Origin of the sequence: Fructilactobacillus sp. Tb1 (genome assembly GCF_050500285.1) — a bacterium.
Taxonomy (GTDB): domain Bacteria; phylum Bacillota; class Bacilli; order Lactobacillales; family Lactobacillaceae; genus Fructilactobacillus.
Genome location: NZ_CP191377.1, coordinates 276,007 through 296,328, shown reverse-complemented (window position 1 = coordinate 296,328; position 20,322 = coordinate 276,007). Strand labels below are relative to the sequence as shown.

17 protein-coding genes are annotated in these 20,322 nt (G+C 35.5%); 13 read left to right on the top strand and 4 right to left on the bottom strand.

The window, feature by feature from the left end; genetic code table 11:
- The first annotated feature begins 7 nt into the window (after positions 1-7).
- The 10 genes from ligA (at position 8) to ACQW5G_RS01730 (ending at position 11,977) form a co-directional block, all read left to right on the top strand.
- Entirely contained in the window at positions 8-2,023 is a 2,016-nt protein-coding gene (gene ligA / locus ACQW5G_RS01775; RefSeq protein WP_429971865.1) for an NAD-dependent DNA ligase LigA, read from the top strand.
- 23 nt (positions 2,024-2,046) lie between these two features.
- Positions 2,047-3,159 (top strand): CamS family sex pheromone protein, encoded by a 1,113-nt coding sequence (locus ACQW5G_RS01770; RefSeq protein WP_429971373.1) that lies wholly within the window; start codon positions 2,047-2,049, stop codon positions 3,157-3,159.
- A 21-nt stretch (positions 3,160-3,180) separates the two neighbouring features.
- A complete protein-coding gene (gene gatC, locus ACQW5G_RS01765) occupies positions 3,181-3,489 on the top strand; it encodes an Asp-tRNA(Asn)/Glu-tRNA(Gln) amidotransferase subunit GatC (RefSeq protein WP_429971372.1) in 309 nt (102 codons plus the stop codon).
- Entirely contained in the window at positions 3,489-4,937 is a 1,449-nt protein-coding gene (gene gatA, locus ACQW5G_RS01760; RefSeq protein ID WP_429971371.1) for an Asp-tRNA(Asn)/Glu-tRNA(Gln) amidotransferase subunit GatA, read from the top strand. The genes gatC and gatA overlap by 1 nt, the downstream gene beginning before the upstream one ends.
- Before the next feature lie 12 nt (positions 4,938-4,949).
- On the top strand, positions 4,950-6,371 hold the full coding sequence (gene gatB / locus ACQW5G_RS01755; protein ID WP_429971370.1) for an Asp-tRNA(Asn)/Glu-tRNA(Gln) amidotransferase subunit GatB: 1,422 nt from the start codon (positions 4,950-4,952) through the stop codon (positions 6,369-6,371).
- Positions 6,372-6,387: 16 nt separating this feature from the next.
- Positions 6,388-7,329 (top strand): diacylglycerol kinase, encoded by a 942-nt coding sequence (locus ACQW5G_RS01750; protein WP_429971369.1) that lies wholly within the window; start codon positions 6,388-6,390, stop codon positions 7,327-7,329.
- A 52-nt stretch (positions 7,330-7,381) separates the two neighbouring features.
- Positions 7,382-8,758 (top strand): 23S rRNA (uracil(1939)-C(5))-methyltransferase RlmD, encoded by a 1,377-nt coding sequence (gene rlmD, locus ACQW5G_RS01745; RefSeq protein WP_429971368.1) that lies wholly within the window; start codon positions 7,382-7,384, stop codon positions 8,756-8,758.
- A gap of 134 nt (positions 8,759-8,892) precedes the next feature.
- Positions 8,893-9,774, top strand: coding sequence for a restriction endonuclease (locus ACQW5G_RS01740; protein ID WP_429971367.1), 882 nt, complete (start codon positions 8,893-8,895; stop codon positions 9,772-9,774).
- A gap of 484 nt (positions 9,775-10,258) precedes the next feature.
- Positions 10,259-11,371, top strand: a complete 1,113-nt coding sequence (locus tag ACQW5G_RS01735; RefSeq protein ID WP_429971366.1) for a hypothetical protein — start codon at positions 10,259-10,261, stop codon at positions 11,369-11,371.
- A gap of 3 nt (positions 11,372-11,374) precedes the next feature.
- Entirely contained in the window at positions 11,375-11,977 is a 603-nt protein-coding gene (locus ACQW5G_RS01730) for a hypothetical protein (RefSeq protein WP_429971364.1), read from the top strand.
- On the opposite strand, the gene ACQW5G_RS01725 is transcribed toward ACQW5G_RS01730, so the two are convergent.
- Both ACQW5G_RS01725 and ACQW5G_RS01720 read right to left on the bottom strand, forming a co-directional pair.
- A complete protein-coding gene (locus ACQW5G_RS01725; RefSeq protein WP_429971363.1) occupies positions 11,928-13,190 on the bottom strand; it encodes an aspartate kinase in 1,263 nt (420 codons plus the stop codon). The two genes, ACQW5G_RS01730 and ACQW5G_RS01725, sit on opposite strands and share 50 nt — an antisense overlap.
- The gene (locus ACQW5G_RS01720) at positions 13,177-14,352 is read right to left on the bottom strand and encodes a homoserine dehydrogenase (protein ID WP_429971362.1); all 1,176 of its coding nucleotides are present in this window, start codon (positions 14,350-14,352) and stop codon (positions 13,177-13,179) included. Before ACQW5G_RS01720 ends, ACQW5G_RS01725 begins: the two co-directional genes overlap by 14 nt.
- 109 nt (positions 14,353-14,461) lie before the next feature.
- Between ACQW5G_RS01720 and thrC the strand changes: the two genes are divergently transcribed.
- Genes thrC through ACQW5G_RS01705 form a run of 3 tightly spaced genes read left to right on the top strand, consistent with a single transcriptional unit; the run spans position 14,462 to position 17,253 of the window.
- Complete coding sequence (thrC, locus tag ACQW5G_RS01715; protein WP_429971361.1) at positions 14,462-15,949, top strand: threonine synthase; 1,488 nt, start codon at positions 14,462-14,464, stop codon at positions 15,947-15,949.
- Positions 15,942-16,817 carry a homoserine kinase gene (gene thrB, locus ACQW5G_RS01710; protein ID WP_429971360.1) on the top strand — a complete coding sequence of 292 codons (876 nt, stop codon included), beginning with the start codon at positions 15,942-15,944 and terminating at the stop codon, positions 16,815-16,817. Before thrC ends, thrB begins: the two co-directional genes overlap by 8 nt.
- Before the next feature lies 1 nt (position 16,818).
- Positions 16,819-17,253, top strand: a complete 435-nt coding sequence (locus ACQW5G_RS01705) for an ACT domain-containing protein (protein ID WP_429971863.1) — start codon at positions 16,819-16,821, stop codon at positions 17,251-17,253.
- A gap of 41 nt (positions 17,254-17,294) precedes the next feature.
- Here the strand turns inward: ACQW5G_RS01705 and ACQW5G_RS01700 are convergent, their stop codons facing one another.
- Both ACQW5G_RS01700 and gntK read right to left on the bottom strand, forming a co-directional pair.
- Positions 17,295-18,623, bottom strand: a complete 1,329-nt coding sequence (locus tag ACQW5G_RS01700) for an APC family permease (RefSeq protein WP_429971862.1) — start codon at positions 18,621-18,623, stop codon at positions 17,295-17,297.
- A 117-nt stretch (positions 18,624-18,740) separates the two neighbouring features.
- Complete coding sequence (gene gntK, locus ACQW5G_RS01695) at positions 18,741-20,300, bottom strand: gluconokinase (protein ID WP_429971359.1); 1,560 nt, start codon at positions 20,298-20,300, stop codon at positions 18,741-18,743.
- Positions 20,301-20,322 lie beyond the last annotated feature (22 nt).

The following is a 20,322-nucleotide window of genomic DNA, read 5'->3' as shown; positions in this document are numbered from 1 at the left end:
GGAAAAGATTCCATTAGAGCAAATTACTGAAGATCAAGCACGACAAGAAGCTGAAGCAATTCGTCCCCAATTAATTAAGTGGGGGAAAGAATATTACGAACAAGATTCACCATCAGTCCAAGATGCTGAATACGATCAAGTCTATGATCGATTAACTAAACTCGAAGAAAAATATCCAGGGATTGTAACCGCTGATTCTCCTACACAACGAGTAGGAGGTAGTACCGATTCAGAACTTAATAAGGTTGAGCATCCAATTCCAATGTTATCTTTAGGTGATGTTTTCTCAAAAGAAGAATTAGCTGAGTTTATTAATCGCTTACAAAAAGAATATCCTAATGATACTGAATTTAATTGTGAATTGAAGATTGATGGTCTTTCAATTGCATTACGTTATGAAGCTGGTAAATTAGTTCAAGCTTCGACGCGGGGAAATGGACATATTGGAGAAGATATTACTAAAAATGCTTTAACCATTAAATCAATTCCACAAACTTTGACACGTCCAATCGACATTGAAGTTCGTGGTGAATGTTATATGGGTAAAGAAGAATTTTTGAAGTTAAATGAACGGCGGCAAAATGACGGGAAGAGTACCTTTGCTAACCCACGTAATGCTGCTGCTGGTAGTCTTCGTCAATTAGATGCACAAGTTACGGCAGATCGTCATTTGAGCACGTTTATGTACAATGTAGCCGATTATGACGATTTACAAGCTACAACTCAAAGTGGTTTATTACAAGAATTAAAAGAATTAGGCTTTACAGTTAATGAAAACTCAGTTGTTGCTCATAATATGGATGAAATTAATCAATATATTGATAAATATCAGGAACGCCGGAATGATTTAGCTTATGGCATTGATGGAATCGTTATCAAAACTAATTCACTTGCATTACAAATGGAAATTGGCCATACAGTTAAAGTACCTAAGTGGGCGATTGCATATAAATTTCCCCCTGAAATTGCGAAAGTTAAAATTTTAGATATTGAATGGACAGTAGGACGAACTGGAGTGGTTACTCCAACTGCGATTATGGATAAAGCTAAATTGGCTGGAACTACGGTTTCCCGTGCTTCCTTACATAATCCTGATTATATTGAGAAAAAAGATATTCGCATTGGTGATACTGTAATTCTTTATAAAGCAGGAGATATTATTCCAGAAGTGGAACGTTTTCTTCCAGAATTGCGACCAGCAGATTCTAAACCATATCAAATTCCAACTGATTGTCCTTCTTGCGGTGCTAAACTAGTTCATTTAGATGATGAAGTAGCTTTACGTTGTATTAATCCCAAATGTCCAGCTCAATTATCTGAACAAGTGACTCATTTTGCTTCCCGTAATGCCATGGATATTGATGGACTAGGACCTAAGTTGGTTGCCCAATTATTTGATCGTAAATTAATTGATGATGTGGCCAGTCTTTACAAGCTTAATCATGATGAATTAATTGAACTTGATAAGTTTGGCGAAAAATCAGCTGATAATTTATTAAAAGCCTTAGATGATAGCCGTAGTAACTCGCTTGAAAGATTACTCTTTGGTTTAGGAATTCGGCACGTTGGTGGGAAAGCTGCTCGAGTGATTGCAGAACATTTCGGCAACATTCAAAACATTATGAAGGCTACTAGCGAAGAGATTGCGGCAATTGATTCGATTGGTGGTATTATTGCAGATAGTGTGGAAACTTACTTTTCTGATCCGAACAGTCAAGAATTAATTAATGAATTGATTGCAGTAGGCGTTAATACAGAATTTAAATCAACTAACCCAGTTGTGGCTGAGGAAACCTTTTTTACTGGAAAAAGAGTAGTATTAACAGGTAAGTTAATTGAAATGACACGTGGTACAGCTGCTAAATGGCTTGAAGCGCATGGAGCAGAAGTGACTGGCAGTGTATCAAAGAAAACTGACTTAGTCATTGCTGGTGAAGCTGCTGGTAGTAAGTTAGCTAAAGCAGAAAAATTAAACATTCCAGTTTGGAACGAACAAAAATTTAAAACTGAAATGGAAAAATAGAACTATTATTATGGGGTGAAGGAATGAAACGATTAGGTGTGATGTTACTAGTTGCCGCTAGTTCAGTGGTATTAGTAGCCTGTGGAAGTAATGGAGTTGGATCCAATATTGGTTCAAGTAAAACTCAATTGACTGGGAATGGTTCAGGAAGTAATTACCAAAGTTTGATTAAAGATGGTCATTACCAAGTAAGTAAATCATCTGGAGTTGATCAAAGCCAAACTAGTAATACATTTAACTTACAAGGTTTCCAACGTGGATTACAAAATATTTCTAAAAAAGAATTTTCACCAGATAAATATATTTTCCAAGAAGGTCAATACATTTCAACTGATACAACTTATAATTGGTTAGGACGTAAAACTAAGGATAATCCCGAAGGTTTAAATCCATATCAACCAAATAAAAAGATTGTGCCTGAATATCTTCAACAAATTGATGAACAAGATTACCTTCAACAAGAAGGTGGTAAAATGAAGCTTAAGGGCATGACTATTGGAATTGGATTGAATTCAGTTTATTATTACACTAAGGAAAAATATGGTGCTCAATATTCTAAACATTTAACGGATGCTGATATCGAAGCTAATGGTAAAGAAATTGCCAACAAAGTTTTAGCTAGAATGCGTCAAAACAAAGATACTAAGAATATTCCAATTGTAATTGCACTTTACAAAGCTGCCCCAGATGACAGTTTAGTTGGTGGAAACTTCATTGCATCATCAGTTAACAAAGCTGGTGAAAAAGAAGTTGGTTCTTGGAGTAAAATTGACGAAAAGAATTATGTATTGCCTGTAGCAAGTGGTGAAAAAGTACCTAATGCTAACGACGAAGCAGCCTTTAATGAATTTAAGAATAAGACTCAAGGATTCTTCCCCAATTTAAGTGGAATTACTGCTCAAGCTCATTATACTGATGGATCATTATCAGCTATGACGATTAATGTTACTACTCAGTTCTATAGCTACACCGAAATTAATAGTTTCACGCAATACTTACAAAATGCGGCACAAAAGTACTTACCAACAGGAACTCCAATTGAAATTCAAGTTGGATCAACTAATGGTGTTCAAAGTTACTTGTACCGTGGTAAGAATGATAAGAAGTTTAGTGCCCACGTCTTTACAAACTATTAATGGAATAAATAGGAGGTCATTATGACAGAAAAAGTAAATGAAGCGACTACTCAACACATTGCTGGATTAGCTAAATTAAAGCTAACTGAAGAACAATTACCTAAGTTTACCGAACAATTAAACGATATGTTGAATATGTTAGATGAACTTGGAACTGTTGATACAGAAGGAATCGAACCTACTTACTCAGTAACTGATCGAATTAACGTCTTACGGAAAGATGTTGCTGATAACTGGGGTCAACGCGATGCATTATTAGCCAATGCTCCTGAAACTGCGGATGGTCTTATCCGTGTTCCTACAATTATTGACGAAAGTGAGGACAAATAATGAACTACTTTGATACAGATTTAGAATCACTTCATAACAAATTAGTTAATGGAGAAATTACCTCTGCTGAATTAACTCAACAAACTATTGATAAGATTAAAGCTCAAAATGAATCAGTCCAAGCTTACTTAACTGTTAACGATAAAGCCGTTGAACAAGCTAAGGCAATTGATGCTGCTGGAATTGATCCTGATAGTATTCTTTCAGGGATCCCAGTTGCCTTAAAAGACAACATGGTTACTAAAGAAATGCGGACTACCGCAGCTTCAAAAATGTTAGAAAACTTTGTTTCATTATTTGATGCTACAGTTGTTGAAAAACTTAAGGATGCCGGTGCTGTTTTTGTTGGTAAAACTAACATGGATGAATTTGCCATGGGTAGTTCTACTGAAAATTCAGCATTTGCTACTACTCGTAACCCTTGGAACTTAGATACTGTTCCTGGTGGTTCATCAGGTGGTTCTGCAGCTACTGTTTCAGCTGGAGAAGTCCTTGCTAGTCTTGGTTCTGATACTGGTGGTTCAATTCGTCAACCTGCTGCCTTTACTGGTGTTGTTGGTATGAAACCAACTTATGGTCGTGTATCACGTTGGGGATTAATTGCCTTTGGTTCAAGTTTTGACCAAATCGGTCCTTTTACTCGGAACGTTAAAGATAATGCTCACATGTTAAATGTGATTGCTGGACATGATAAGCATGACTCAACTTCATCACTTAAAGAAGTTCCTGATTTTACTGAAGACATCGATAAGGGTGTTAAAGGGATGAAGATTGCTTTACCTAAAGAATTCTTAGGTGAAGGAGTTAAACCTGAAATCAGAGAAGCCATTCAAAAAGCTGCTGAAACTTACAAATCATTAGGTGCAACTGTTGAAGAAGTATCACTTCCAAATACAAAGTATGGAGTAATGGCTTACTACGTACTTGCATCTTCAGAAGCATCATCAAACTTGGAACGTTTTGACGGAATTCGTTATGGTTTCCGTGCCCCTGACGTTACTAACCTTGAAGATGTTTACGTTAAAACTCGTTCAGAAGGTTTTGGTGACGAAGTTAAGCGTCGTATTATGATTGGGACATTCTCACTTTCAGCTGGTTCATTTGATAAGTACTTCAAACAAGCTGCTAAAGTTAGAACAAAAATCATTAACGATTTCCAAAAAGTTTTCCAAGATTATGATTTAATCATGACTCCAACTGCTACTAGTACAGCATTTAGAATCGGTGAAGAATCATCAGATCCAATGGAAATGTACATTAATGATGCATTGACTATTCCAGTTAACTTGGCTGGTCTTCCAGGTATGTCATTACCTGCAGGATTTAGTAATGGTCTTCCAATTGGACTTCAATTAATTGGTCGTCCTTTTGATGAAAAGACTATCTACCGTGCTGGATATGCCTTTGAACAAAACACTGACTTCCACAAAAAAACACCAGAATTATAGGAGGAAATAATTATGAATTTTGAAACTACTATCGGTCTAGAAGTTCACGTTGAGTTAAAAACTAATTCAAAGATTTTTAGTCCTTCTCCCGTTAAGTATGGTGCAGAACCTAACGCCAACACTAACGTGATTGACTGGGGTTACCCAGGTACACTTCCAACTGTTAACAAACAAGTTATCGCCAATGGTATCATTGCAGCTTTAGCTTTACATGCTGATGTGCAACAACATCCACACTTTGACCGTAAAAACTACTTCTACCCAGATAATCCAAAAGGTTACCAAGTTACAGAAAACGATACTCCAGCTGCTACTAATGGTTGGATTGAAGTTAAAACTGATAACGGAATGAAGAAAATTGGGATTGAAGAATTGCATGTTGAAGAAGATGCCGGTAAAAATACCCATGGAAAGAACTTCTCTTACGTTGATTTAAACCGTCAAGGAACTCCTTTGGTTGAAATTGTTTCTAAACCAGAAATGAGTAGCCCACAAGAAGCATATGATTACCTTGAAGGTTTACGTGAAAGAATCCAATTTACTGGAATCTCTGACGTTAAGATGGAAGAGGGTTCAATGCGGGTTGACTGTAATATTTCACTTCGTCCCGTTGGTAGTGATAAGTTAGGTCAAAAAATCGAGCTTAAGAACTTGAACTCATTTAACTACGTTCGTAAAGCTTTAGCTTATGAAGAAATTCGTCAAGCGCAAGTATTGATGGCTGGTGGTACAATTGGTGCCGAAACTCGTCGTTACGATGAATTAAATGGTAAGACTTACCTTATGCGTGTTAAGGAAGGTAAAGATGATTATCGTTACTTCCCAGAACCAGATCTTCCAAGTCTTGATATTTCAGATGAATGGATTGAAGAATTAAGAAATTCACTTCCAGAAATGCCCGCTAGTCGTCGTAAACGTTACGTTGAAGACATGGGTCTTACTGAATATGATGCAATGGTTCTTACACAAACTAAAGAAATGTCAGACTTCTTTGATAAGTTAATTGAACTTGGTAGTGATCCTAAGATGGCATCTAACTACTTACAAGGTGACGTTAACGCGTACTTGAACGATAACCAAGTTGATCTTAGTGAAACTAAGATTACTCCAGAAGGTTTAGCAACCATGATCAAGATGATTATGGACAAGACTATTTCAACTAAGATGGCTAAGAAAGTTTTCAAAGCGGTTACTGAGGGTAAAGACCCTAAGAAATTTGTTGAAGAAAAAGGATTGGTTCAATTATCAGATCCTGCAAAACTTCAACCAATTATTGATGAAGTGCTTGAAGCAAATCCTCAATCAATTGAAGATTTCAAGAATGGTAAAGATCGTGCCGTTGGTTTCTTGATTGGTCAAATTATGAAGAAGACCCAAGGTAAAGCAAACCCATCAGTAGTTAACAAATTATTGATGCAATCATTAAATAAGTAGAGAAAGTGGTGTAACGATGGTAAAGCGAGCACGTATAATTTATAATCCAAGTTCGGGGCGAGAAACTCTCAAGCCAAAATTGGTTGATATTTTAAATGTCCTAGAAAATGGGGGCTATGAAACTAGTACTTTTGCTACTACTCCAAAACCACATTCAGCTAGAGATGAAGCGACTCGTGTTGCCAAAGATGGTTTTGATTTAGTTGTTGCTGCCGGTGGCGATGGAACTATTAATGACGTTATTAATGGAATTGCACCTTTAGAAAAGCGACCTAAAATTGGAATTATTCCTGCTGGAACTACTAATGATTTTGCCCGAGCTTTAGGAATTCCCCGTGATGATTTTGTTGAAGCTGCTAAAGTTATGATTGATGGTAAGTTAACTCCAATGGATGTTGGTAAAGCCTATAATGATACTGAAACAGAATATTTTATTAATATCGCTGCTGGCGGTCGTTTAACTGAATTAACCTATGGAGTTCCTGCGGATCTTAAAACAATTTTTGGTTACATGGCTTATATGTTAAAAGCTGTTGAAATGTTACCAAGCAGTCATCCCGTTGAAATTAACGCCAAATATGACGGGGGAGAATACAATGGAAAAGCCTTGATGTTCTTCTTAGCGATGACTAATTCAGTTGGGGGTCTTGAACAATTAGTTCCAGATGCCTCACTAAATGACGGAAACTTTACAATGATTATTGTAAAGACCGGAAACGTCTTTGAAGTGTTACAATTAATAACCAAGGCCTTAAATGGTGGTCGTCATGTTGACGATAACCGAATTGTATATAAGAAGACTAAGCATTTTTCTGTTGAACCACAAGATGATACAAAAATGCCAATTAATTTAGATGGTGAATTTGGTGGAGTTGCACCAATGAAATTTGATAACTTGAAAGAACATATTCAAATTTTTGCTAATCTAAATCTTAAAGAAAAAGCTGACCAAGAATAGACTTAAAAAGTTTTGTCGGATTAACGGCAAAACTTTTTATTAGGGAGAAATAATGAGTAAAAAAATTGATGCACCAGTAACCAAAAACGAAGAGTTAACGGTTTCAGTTACTGATTTAACATTTGAAGGTTTGGGTGTTGCTAAAGTAAACGAACATTACCCAATCTTCATCGAAGATGCACTTCCAGGTGAAGAAGTAAAAATCAAAGTGCTTAAAGTAAAACGTAACTTTGCTTTTGCTAAGCTTGAAAGTATCATCAAAAAGAGTCCTGACCGTGTAGAAGCAATTGATAAACGTTACACCCAATCAGGAATTGCTCCATTACAACATTTAAGCTATGACAAACAACTTGAATTCAAGCAACACCAAATTGCTGAAATGTTCAAAAAAGATCATCTTAATGTTGAAGTTAATCCTACAATTGGAATGGAAAATCCATCTCAATACCGTAACAAGGCGCAAATTCCTGTTCGTATGATTAACAATCGTCTTGAAACTGGATTCTACCGTCGTCACAGTCACGACTTGATTCCAATTGAAGACTTCTACATTCAAAAACTAGAAATTGATAAAGCCGTTGTTGTTGTTCGTGATGTTTTACGTAAATATAACATTGCTGCTTACAACGAAGTAACTCATGAAGGTTTGATTCGTAACATCATGGTTCGTTATGGTTTCTTCAGTCATGAAATGATGATTGTGATTGTAATTAACAGTCGTGATTTACCTCATGCCCAAGAAATTACTCATGATATTATGGAAAAACTTCCTAACTTAGACAGTTTGATGATTAACATTAACACTGGTAAAGGAAACAAATTAATGGGAAGTAAGAATTACCTTCTTGAAGGTAAGAACTACATCATGGATGAATTACTCGGTACTAAGTTCATGATTTCTCCACTTTCTTTCTATCAAGTTAACCCAATTCAAACTGAAAAATTATACAAACTTGCAATCGAAAAAGCTAAGTTAACTAAAGATGATGTGGTTATTGATGCTTACTGTGGTATCGGTACTATTTCATTGGCAATGGCTCCAAACGTAAAACATGTTTATGGTGTTGATGTAGTTAAAGAAGCAATTGAAGATGCTAGAACTAATGCTAAATTGAATCACATTGATAACGCTACTTTCGTGGTTGGTAAGGCTGAGAAGCAAATGAAACTTTGGGCTGAAGATGGTATCAAACCGGATGTTATCGTTGTTGATCCTCCACGTAAGGGGATGGACGAAAGTTTCATCGAAAGTGTTCTTAAGATGCAACCTGAACGTCTAGTTTATGTATCATGTAATCCCGCAACTTTAGTTCGTGATGCTAAGTTGCTTGAAGAGGGTGGATACGAAATTAACCAACCAGTTCAACCGGTTGATCAATTCCCACAAACTCCACACGTTGAGTCTGTTACGGTTTTCGAAAGAAAATAATATTTCAAATGATTTGCTAGTAGCGAACCGATGAATCAGTAACTGTTTTCGAACGTAAATAATTAAAAAGTAGATTTGATATATACTTAAAAGTATATAATTGAATCTACTTTTTTTATAAGGATGGAATTCCAATGACAAACAAAGCAATCAAATATGAAAATCTAACGATGGGTGAAGTCTTAAAATCAATGCATCGTTTAGGTGGCCCAGTAACTAGAAAAGAAATTCGTCAAGATATTAGAGATAATTCAGATATTATTAACGAAGAGACGGTTGATAAAATAAAAACTTCAAAAAAATCTGGCAATGAGTATCAGCCATTTCTTTGGACTTTAAATTTTGCAGTAAAATATCTAATTCATGCCGGATATATTAAAACAGAAAATAATCGAGAACTTCAATTATCTGAAAAAGGTCGTACTGTTAATTTAGATGAGTTTGATGCTCAACGAGCTGTTCGCGACATAGTTGATGAACAAAAAAATACAAAAACTATCGATAAATTAGTTGAAGAAGAATCTGATTCTGAAACAGAATTAGATGATCAAGAAGATTCATGGAAAGACCAATTGTTAGATGCATTGAAGAAAATGAATCATAAAAAGTTCGAATTATTCTGTCGTGGTTTGTTAAAAGAAATGGGAATTATTATTGATGACAAACTAGGTATTGAATACACTGGAGATGGAGGAATTGATGGTTTTGGTTACGTTCAAGCTAATGATTATCGAACTACTCGGGTTGCTTTACAAGCGAAACGTTGGGAAGGAAAGGTTTCATCTTCTGAGATAGATAAATTCCGTGGAGCAATGGATAAACATAATGCGGAATTTGGAGTGTTTATTACTAATTCAGACTTCACACGTAATGCCATTGAAGCATCCCGCCAAGGTACTCGTATGATTACTTTAATTAATGGTGATAAGATTTGTGAGTTAGTTAAAAAATACGAATACTATGTTGAACCAGTCATAACTTATAAATTAAAGAGTTTTTATCTTGAAGATGAATAATTAAAATTAAATAGCACATAAAATACCATTCTACGTATATTACTAAGAATGGTATTTTTTATATATTCAAAAATAAGTAAAAATAATTTCGTTATTAGAAATTATTTTCGAGAAAAAATGTGCTATAATCGAACTGAAATATAAAAACAGACACGTTGAATTACTGTGTACTGATTTACGAAGAGCAACAAAAAAGCTAGGAAAAGAGAATGCTAATAGGTTAGGTAAAATAATTAATCTTATGGATATCTATTATGATAATCTTGAGAAATTAAATGAGGAACAAATATATATACTTCATGAGTTAAACTTCATGAGTTAAAGGGAAAATTAGATGGTTTATTTGCTATTGACATTGGATCTAGAAGAAGTAGTTATCGATTAATAATTAAACCTTTAAATGATAATCTACCAAGTAAAACAAATCTGAAAAAATTTTATACAGCAATAACTATTATCGGGATTGAGGAGGTATCAAAACATTATGAGTGAGTTTAATAAAACGCAAATGTATACAGATGGACATATGACAGCAGTTCATCCAGGAACACATATCAGAGATTTTATTGAAGTAGGATTATATTCACAAAAAGAATTAGCAATTAGAATGTGTATTTCTGAAAAGAAGTTGAGTGAACTAATTAATGGAAAATGTGAACTTAATCCCGAACTACAAGTTAAAATAGCCATTGCTACAGGAACTAAAGTTTCTCAGTGGAAGAGATTAAATGATGGATTTCATAGAGATTTAGCAGAGATTAGGTTGAAACAACAACTAAAAAAAGAAAAGCAAATGCTTCGTGAAGTTAACTATCAATACTGGGTTGAACAGGGCATTATGGAAGAAACGGATGATGATCGTGAAAAAGTCCTTAATCTTAGAAGATACCTCGAAATTAATTCACTACAGTTATTGAAGAGTAGATATTTTTTAGTGCAATACAAAGCAACTGGTGATATCAATGATGAAAAACATATTTTAAACTCTAATGCTTGGGTACAAACGGCCGTTAACGTGGGTAAAAAAATTCAGACTGAAGACATTAACTTAAAAGGGTTACGAGAAGTTATTCCAGAAGTTAAAGAATTAACTAATGAAAATATTGAAAAATCATTACCAAAATTGAAAGAATTATTTGCGAAAAATGGTATAGAATTTGTTATACTTCCCCCTTTAAAAGACAGTGGAATTCATGGTGCTGTTAAATGGGTCAATGATCGGATAGTCTTATTAGCTTTAGCAGATGATTTCACCTATGAAGATGAATTTTGGATGGTGTTATTGCATGAGATTAAGCATGTCCTACAAGCTAAGAAAGGTCACATTATCGTTGCTTCTGACGATAAAGATATTGATAGCGTGCTAGATTTAGCTAAGCTGGAAAAAGAAGCGGATGACTATGCTAACAAAGTATTAATGTCAAAAGCTAAATACAATCGTTTTGTTGAGCAAAAAGACTTTTCAAAAGTAGCAGTAATTAAGTTTGCTGATCAAATTGAGATTAAACCAGGGTTAGTTGTTAATCGTCTTCAACGTAATGGTTTGATTGGTAAAGATGAATTGAATGATTTGAGAATTAAATATGTAAGGAACTAAAACATGCAAAAATTAAACTTACCGTGTGCTGATATTTGGATAGAAGCGGATGGTAAACGAATTTCTTTTGAGTTAATTGATGTAACTAAAGATGCAACGCAATTAATTAAAAAAGAAAATCCAATATATAATATTGAAAAGTCATATATTTTAAGACCGAAATTACCAGATGAATTTAAATATCAAAAATTATCATTAAAAACGGATGATATCTTGGAAGATTGTGAAGATATATTATCTGATACATGGTATGTTGGAGGGAACTGGTTTATTGATACGAAGGCAATTTGTGCTGTTGCATTTGTAGACAATGCAGAGTTAGAAGATCATGTTGATACTTCTGAAAATGAATTACCATTTTATAAGGATATTTCAGATCAATTTAAAAATAAAATTGCCTTTCAAGTTACATATAAAAATAAGCGGAATTTTATTTCTGATAGTAAAAACAGAATTGATTTATCTTTAGATTTTGCTAGTGACCAAATATATTATTATCTAGAAAAAATGATGATTAATATCAAAAAAGAGTATCGCAATTTGCGATACTCTTTTCTTATGCTTGTTTATACAATTCCGCAATCGTCCGTTGATAATCTTTGTTAGCGACCCCAAAGACAACTTTAATATCATTGGTTGCTTGGAAAACAGAGTTAACTTTAATATCACTATTATCCAAATCAGCAATAAAGTTACCTGTCATAGCAGGGTGGGATTTCAATTCATCACTGACAATTGCCACCAAAGCAACTTGAGATTGGACTTGAATTTCCAAATCTAAATTAATTTCGGATTGGATCATATCGACGACTTCACAGAGTTGCGTCGTGCTAATGTCATTCAACACAATGTTGATCTGATCAGCACCAGATTGGTAATAATCAAATTGATAAGGTTGTTCATTTAATTTACCGATCAATTCTGCAATTGCCATCAAATTCCGATTAAGTTGGTATTGTTTCAAAGTAATCACAGTTTGATTTTTCTTACCAGCAACCCCAGTAATTTGAGAAGGATGGACCCGATTCAAAACGACCTTTGTACCAGCATCATCCGGACGATTTGTATTTTTAATATGAATTGGAATACCTTTCATTTTTACTGGTTGGACAGCTTCAGAATTGAAGACTTGTACACCTAAGTAAGCTAATTCTTGCAATTCATCAAAAGATAATTCTTTGATTTGATGGGGATCATCAATAATGCGAGGATCAACTTGGAGAATTCCCGAAGTATCAGTCCAGTTTTCGTAAACATTCGCATCCATCAAATTAGCAACTAAAGCTCCAGAGGTATCGCCACCACCACGTTGGAGCAACGTGATTTCACCAGCCGGATTAACGCCGTAAAAACCAGGCACAATAAAGTGATCAACATCCTTAATTAATTCATCTAGTTTTGCTTGCAAGGTTTGATAGTCAATCCCATTCTCATCAATGGTGACAAACTTAGCGGCATCAATCATGGGCCAACCAAGATAAGCACCCATTAAAGTAGCCGTAATAAATTCACCGCGTGAGACAATCTCGGCAGCATCTAAATGTTTATTTTTCAATGGGGCAAGTAAATCATCAATTTTGACATTTAAATTCAAAGCAGCCACTAATTTAGCTACCCGATTTTTGATATCGGCAAAATTATCTTCACCATTAGCTAAATTAATTAATTGATCTGTTAGTTTAACTGGATTATTTTTTCCTTTACCCATGGCACTTACGACCACGACTTGACGTTCAGGATTACTTAAGATAATATCTTTAACTTTTTTGAATTGCTGAGCATCGGCCATGGAGCTTCCACCGAATTTAGCGACTTTCATGTTTTGCGCCTCCGTTGATACATGCGAAGAATGGTTTACCTGATAGTTTAGCCACAGTTTGATGGATTAATTCAGTGTTAATCTGTTTCACTAACCAGTAGTTACCATCAACAGTAACTTTGTAATCCGGTAATAAGGGTGCTAAATCTGCGTCAGTTCTGACAATGTAATCCATAATCTTAGTTGAATTATCCAGGTTAAGTTGTTTATCAAAACGACGATCAAGATGATCATTTTGAACTTGAATATCAATAATATCTTGTACGAGTGCATGGGCAGTTGGTAACATTCCGGCTCCTTGACCGTTAAACGTCAATTTACCAATTGTAGTCCCACGTAAACCAACGTAGTTATAGTTATCATGCACACCAGCTTCAATTTGACCTGGAGCAAATAAAGTAGGTTCTACAACGAAATTGAATTGATCAACACGACGGAAACTACGACCAAGTAATTTAACCACCCAACCATGTTCTTTGAAGTATGCGATATCTGCCGCAGTAATATTGCGAATCCCAAATTTAAGTAAATCAGCACCTGGTTCAACAACTGTGTTATAAGCAATATCAGCACTAATACATAATTTGTTTTCAATATCATAACCGTCAATATCGGCACTAGAATCAGCTTCAGCATAACCAAGTTTTTGCGCTTCAGCTAAGACGCTGTCAAAACTAGCACCAGTCTTTGTCATTTGATCTAAGATAAAGTTACTAGTTCCATTGAAGATTCCGTGAATTGAATCAATTTCATCGATGCGTAAGGCACGTTCCAAATTGATAATCCAAGGAATTCCACCACCAACAGCTGATTCAAAGTAGAATTTCACGTTGTTTTCACGTGCTAGTTGCGTGAATTCTTGAATATGACGTGCGACAACCGCTTTGTTAGCAGTTACCACGTTTTTACCATGGTTAAGGGCTTCGACAATCATGGAATGTGATGGTTCCAACCCACCTAAAGTTTCCACGACTAAATCAATGTCTGGATCATTTAAGATATCAGCATAATTAGCTGTATTACGGGGATCTAAATTAATTTTGTTTTCTCTTACAAAAATTGATTTAACTGAGAGTGATTTTAAAAATGGTGTTTGTCCATCAGCAATAATTTTATCGACTCCTGAACCAACTGTTCCGCGACCTAAAATAGCAATTTTCATTATAAATACCTCTTATTTTTTTGTTTTTTGATACTACACACTTGTTTTTTATTTGAAAACAGATTATCATGTATATAACAAAAAATCAAGTGACGGGGGTCAGAAAATAATGAATGAGTTTTACACGAGTACAAGGGATAACCGAGTTAAGATTAATGCTAAAGCAGCAATCGTGAAAGGGTTCGCTGACGACAAGGGATTGTTTGTGTTACCAACCTTGCCAGAATTGAATTTTGATTTAACTAAATTAGCTGGATTGGATTATCAAGGAATTGCAAAACGCATTTTAACCTTATTATTACCTGACTTTTCGGAAACTGAAATCGACGAATCAATTAAAAATGCATATTCTGATACTTTCTCGGATAAAAAAATCACACCGTTGCAAGCTGTTGATGATTTTCACGTCTTAGAATTATTTCATGGACCAACTAGTGCCTTTAAAGATGTTGGTTTACAAATGTTACCTCAATTAATGACACGTGCAGTTAAAGAAGAACAACAAGTCATGATTCTAGCTGCTACCAGTGGTGATACTGGAACAGCTGCCTTAGATGGATTTAAAAACAAACCCCAAATGGGAATTACAGTTTTCTATCCTGATGGTGGGGTTAGTGCAGTGCAACATCAACAAATGTTAACTACTAATGGAAAGAACACCAATGTGGCTGCCATTGAAGGAAACTTTGATGATGCTCAAACGAACGTCAAAAAAATCTTCAATGATGATAGCTTGAAGGCTAAGTTAGGTGATCAAACGATTTTATCAAGTGCCAATTCCATCAATATTGGTCGTTTGATTCCCCAAGTCGTGTATTACTTCAGTGCTTATCAACAGTTATTAGCCAAAGGTGAAATTAAGTTAGGCGATAAAGTAAGTTTTACGGTGCCAACGGGTAACTTCGGAGATATTTTAGCTGGTTATTATGCCAAACAACTTGGTTTACCAGTCGAAAAATTAGTAGTGGCTTGTAATGAAAACAATGTCTTAGCTGATTTCTTTGCTACTGGGGTTTATGATCGGAATCGTCCGTTTTTCAAGACCGTTGCCCCAAGTATGGATATCCAAGTTTCTAGTAATTTTGAACGTTTACTTTACTATATGAGTGGTCAAGATTCTACCTACATTAAAAAGTTAATGGAAGAATTGGAAGCAACTGGTAAATACAAGGTTAGTGATGAATTGTTGGATAAGTTATTAAAAGAATTTGCTTGTGGCTACAGTTCTGATCGTGACATTGAGGATTCAATTCGCATGGTTTACGATAAATATCATTATTTGATGGATCCTCATACTGCATCTGGCTATAAAGTCATGCGTGAAGCTCAAAGTGAAAATCCAGAAGTGCCAATGATTTTATTGAGTACTGCTAGTCCTTACAAATTTGTGGATGCTGTGTCAGACGCTCTATTTGATCAACACGATGCAGATGTCCAAGTGACAACTGCAAAAATTAATGATTATACCAATGTTCCAGTTCCAGAACCGTTACAAGCTATTTGGGAAAAACAAACGGTTAATGCTCCAGTGATTAAACCTGCTGAAATGTCAAACTTTGTTTACCAAAAAGTAAATGAGGTATTTGATCATGATTAGAATTAAAGTTCCAGCTACAAGCGCTAATTTAGCGGTTGGGTATGATTGCATGGGAATGGCAGTAAATCTTTACAATACGTTTGAATTTTCGCCTAGTGATGTTTTACGAATTAACGGTTGTCCCAAAGATTTTCAAAATGAAGATAATTTAGTTTATCGGGCATTTTTGAAAGGCTGCCAGAATTTGGATCAAGAAGTACCAAAGGTTGCAATTCAAATTAAGAGTGACATTCCGGTGTCCCGCGGTTTAGGAAGCTCAGCTACTTGTATTGTAGCGGGAATTGTAGCAGCTTATGTCTGGTTCCATGTCCCAGTTAATCACAAAGATGTTTTAAAACTGGCTAACGAAATGGAAGGTCATCCTGACAATGTAGCACCAGCCATTTTTGGTGGCTTATGTATGTCGTTTGTGCAAGATGGTGAAATTGAATTAATTAATTATCCAATTAACCAAGACTATCGATTTGTCGCAATCATTCCGAACTTTAAGGTTTCCACAGAAGCTGCCCGGAGTATCTTGCCCCACGAACTGAGTTATGCGGATGTGACATACCAAGTTAGTCATAGTTTATTATTAGTCAACGCCTTAGCAAGTGGGGAACTGAATAAATTAAAGATTGCTTTACAGGATAAGATGCAGGAACCATATCGGCAAAAACTAATTAAAAATTACGTCGAAGTTAAAAAAATATGTGATAAAATAAACTGTGCGATGTACATCAGTGGAAGTGGTTCAACCTTAATGGGAATTGCTGACAGTGATGAAAAACAAAAATTAATGATAAAAAAAATAACAGAACATCTTCCAGCCTGGCGAGTTGAACCCGTCCAAGTTGAAAATCAAGGTGTCAAAATCGAGGTGCTTTAAAATAGATAAATATTACATTGTTGATCAATCATTATTACCAGATACTTTTAGTAAAGTGATTGAAGCACGCCAATTATTAGATAGTGGCAAAATCAAAAATATTAGTGAAGCAGTAAAAGAAGTTGGAATTAGCCGGGGAAGTTTCTACAAGTACAAGGATTTGGTTTACGAAACTGATGAATCAAACTGGAATCGTAAAGCCGTTATTTCATTGATGCTAGATGACCAACGAGGAATTCTTTCATCAGTGTTGAAGAAAGTTGCTGATAGTAAAGCCAGCATCTTGACGATTAACCAAAATATTCCCATTCATAAAGTTGCCAGTGTGGTAATTTCATTGGATTTGAGTACGATGGAAATTACGATTGATGAACTTTTAAAAGAAATTACTGAAGTCGATGGAACCAGTAAAGTTACTTTAGTATCAATTGAATAACAAAAAAGCCGAAAATTTAATTTTCGGCTTTTTCTATACGCTTATTTATTTTTGTTAATCCGATATTGATGGAAATAGTAAACGGGAACCCCTAATAAAGTTACTAAGATTCCAGTTAAAGCGAGTCCAGTTTGGTTAATGATGGTGGTCACTAAGATAAATAATCCACCAATCAAAGCAATAATTGGAATGATTGGGTAACCAGGAACCGTATAGGGACGTTTCAATTTTGGCTCACGTTTACGTAAAATGAAGAGAGCAATAAACAAGAGACAGTTGAAAATCCACATGACGAACACCAACATATCAGTTAAGATATCGAACGTTCCCAAAAACATCATAATTACAGCAATTACTAAAGTGAACAAGCTACCAACATATGGAGCAGCAGTTGTTTTAGAAATCTTACCAAAGTATTGGCTAAAAGGAAGGACGTTTTCTTTACCTAGGGCATAGGGAACTCGGGGACCGGTTAATGAATAACCATTAATGGCACCAAAAACGGAAATTAAAATTCCAATAGTTACTAATTTACCCCCAAAAGCACCAAAGAGTTTCATTGCTACTTGAGAAGCAGTATCTGAGTTACCAGCAATTTCATTAATTGGCATATTCTTTAAGAACACCCAGTTAATTAGAACATAAATGACCATCACAAACGAAAGACCTAAGATAATGGCTTTCGGTAAATCACGTTTCGGATTTTTCATTTCCCCGGCAATACTACCAATGTTAATCCAACCTTCATAAGCAAACATGGTTGCTAATAAACCACCAGCAAATGCTGTAATGACATTACTGTGGTCGCTAAGCGTCATAGGAAAGAGTGAAGCATCTACGTGACCTGGCATACATAAACCAACAATTACAATAATGAAAATGGGAATTAATTTGAAGATAAATGTAATTGATTGGACAGAACCACCTACTTTAGAACCACAAAGGTTAATCACAGTAGTTGTGACCGCACACAAAATGGCGATTGGAATTAACATGCTCATTTGTAGGTGGAACAAGTTAATCACTTGAGTTGAAAAGATAATTGATAATGCTGCAATATTAGCGGGAAAATAAATTAACATTTCTGCCCAACCCAACAAGAAACCACTTAATGGTCCATAAGTATGTCGAAGATATTCGACACTTCCACCGGTTTTAGGAATGGCAGCTCCTAATTCAGAAACGGTTAAACCACCGCAAATGGTTAAAATTCCACCGATAATCCAAGCTAGGATAGTTAAACCAACTGAATGCGTTGAAGATACAACACTAGCAGTTTTGAAAAACACACCACCACCAATTACGGTTCCCATCACGGTTGAAAAGGCGGCTAATGTGCCGATGTTTTTTTGTAATTTTTGATCAGTAATAAGCGTTTCTCCTTAAAATTTGATTGTTTTAGCAGTGAAAATTATACCATGCTTATCCAGTGAAAAAATAGCCAATCAAAAAAGGAATTTCCAAAATGGAATTCCTTTCATTGAATGTTATTTATGAAAATCTTGTGAGACATCATCAGCATGTTTACGTTGATAAGTGGCAATGTTTTTGTATTCTGGTTTGAGGTAACGACTTAAGCGAATGTAAATTGGAATCAATTCACGATAAGCTTCGTAGTTTTTAGGATTTGGTTTATGAGTTTGTGTTGTACCGACAAAATATTTAACGTCGTAAAGACTATTAATCATACCAAGACTGTACATTCCTAATGTAGCAGCACCTAAAGCAGTTCCTTCAACACTCTTTGGAATGTTAACGTCTTGTTCAAAAACATCGGCTAACATTTGACGCCAGAGTTCAGAATGAGCAAATCCACCGGTTGCTTGAATACTCTTAGGTTCACCAACCACTTCTTCAAGGGCAAGCATCACAGTGTATAGATTATAAACAATTCCTTCAAGGGCAGCCCGAATCATGTTAGCCCGAGTGTGTTTACGAGTTAATCCAAAGAAAGTACCACGGGCATCCGCATCCCAGATTGGAGCACGTTCACCACCAAGGAATGGTAAGAAGATTAAACCGTCTGATCCAGCAGGAACAGTAGAAGCAATCTTAGTTAATAAATCATATGCATCAAGATGCATTTGTTCAGCAGTAACTTTTTCTGGTAAACAAAGCTGATCACGAACCCAACGGAAGACAATTCCACCGTTATTTACGGGACCACCAATTACCCACATGTTTTTGGCAAGGTAGTAACAGAAAACTCGACCTTTAGGATCAATAGTTGGTTTATCAGTTACGACACGTACGGCACCAGATGTACCAATGGTAACTGCAACGACACCAGGATTGATGGCATCAACTCCAAGGTTAGCAAGCGGACCATCAGAAGCACCAATAACAAATGGTGTATCTTTTAAAGCACCAAGGACACTAGCGTAATGTTTTGTCATTCCTCTAAATTGATATGTAGTATCAACTAGTTCTGGAAGTTTATCACGAGTGATTCCGGCAACTTCAAGTGCTTGTTTATCCCAGTCCATTGTAAAGATGTTAAATAAAGCTGTGGCATTGGCAATTGAATAATCTTCCTTTAATTCACCGAATAACTTGTAGTTAATGTATTCTTTAATTCCAACAAAATATCTAGTTTTATTGAAAATCTCAGGTTTTTCGTTACGTAGCCACATGATCTTAGTTAGTGGGGTCATAGGGTGAGTTGGAACACCAGTTTTCTTGTAGAGTTCCATCCCAACTCCGCTGTCTTTTAGTTCATCAGCATATTTAACGGCTCGGTTATCTGCCCAAGTGATTGCACGGGTAAGTGGTTTGTAGTTTTCATCTAGACAAATTAAACTATGCATGGCAGATGAATATGAAACACCTTTAAGTGTTCCTTTTTTTAAATCAGCTTTTTCTAAAACGTGATTTAAACCATCGATCATGGCACTAAAAATTTCCTCTGGATCTTCCTCAGCCATATCAGCTGTATCTTGATATAAGGTATAAAGGTCATTTGAATAGCCTTTAACTTCGCCTTTATCATCATACAAAACTGTTTTGACACTGGTCGTTCCAATATCAACACCAATTACGTATTCCATAATAATATTCCCCTTAATAAGT

Bases quoted from the DNA above. Each gene is read 5' to 3' on its own strand.
- ACQW5G_RS01770 (WP_429971373.1), top strand. From the start codon at position 2,047: ATGAAACGATTAGGTGTGATGTTACTAGTTGCCGCTAGTTCAGTGGTA.
- gatC (WP_429971372.1), top strand. From the start codon at position 3,181: ATGACAGAAAAAGTAAATGAAGCGACTACTCAACACATTGCTGGATTA.
- gatA (WP_429971371.1), top strand. From the start codon at position 3,489: ATGAACTACTTTGATACAGATTTAGAATCACTTCATAACAAATTAGTT.
- gatB (WP_429971370.1), top strand. From the start codon at position 4,950: ATGAATTTTGAAACTACTATCGGTCTAGAAGTTCACGTTGAGTTAAAA.
- ACQW5G_RS01750 (WP_429971369.1), top strand. From the start codon at position 6,388: ATGGTAAAGCGAGCACGTATAATTTATAATCCAAGTTCGGGGCGAGAA.
- rlmD (WP_429971368.1), top strand. From the start codon at position 7,382: ATGAGTAAAAAAATTGATGCACCAGTAACCAAAAACGAAGAGTTAACG.
- ACQW5G_RS01740 (WP_429971367.1), top strand. From the start codon at position 8,893: ATGACAAACAAAGCAATCAAATATGAAAATCTAACGATGGGTGAAGTC.
- ACQW5G_RS01735 (WP_429971366.1), top strand. From the start codon at position 10,259: ATGAGTGAGTTTAATAAAACGCAAATGTATACAGATGGACATATGACA.
- ACQW5G_RS01730 (WP_429971364.1), top strand. From the start codon at position 11,375: ATGCAAAAATTAAACTTACCGTGTGCTGATATTTGGATAGAAGCGGAT.
- ACQW5G_RS01725 (WP_429971363.1), bottom strand. From the start codon at position 13,190: ATGAAAGTCGCTAAATTCGGTGGAAGCTCCATGGCCGATGCTCAGCAA.
- ACQW5G_RS01720 (WP_429971362.1), bottom strand. From the start codon at position 14,352: ATGAAAATTGCTATTTTAGGTCGCGGAACAGTTGGTTCAGGAGTCGAT.
- thrC (WP_429971361.1), top strand. From the start codon at position 14,462: ATGAATGAGTTTTACACGAGTACAAGGGATAACCGAGTTAAGATTAAT.
- thrB (WP_429971360.1), top strand. From the start codon at position 15,942: ATGATTAGAATTAAAGTTCCAGCTACAAGCGCTAATTTAGCGGTTGGG.
- gntK (WP_429971359.1), bottom strand. From the start codon at position 20,300: ATGGAATACGTAATTGGTGTTGATATTGGAACGACCAGTGTCAAAACA.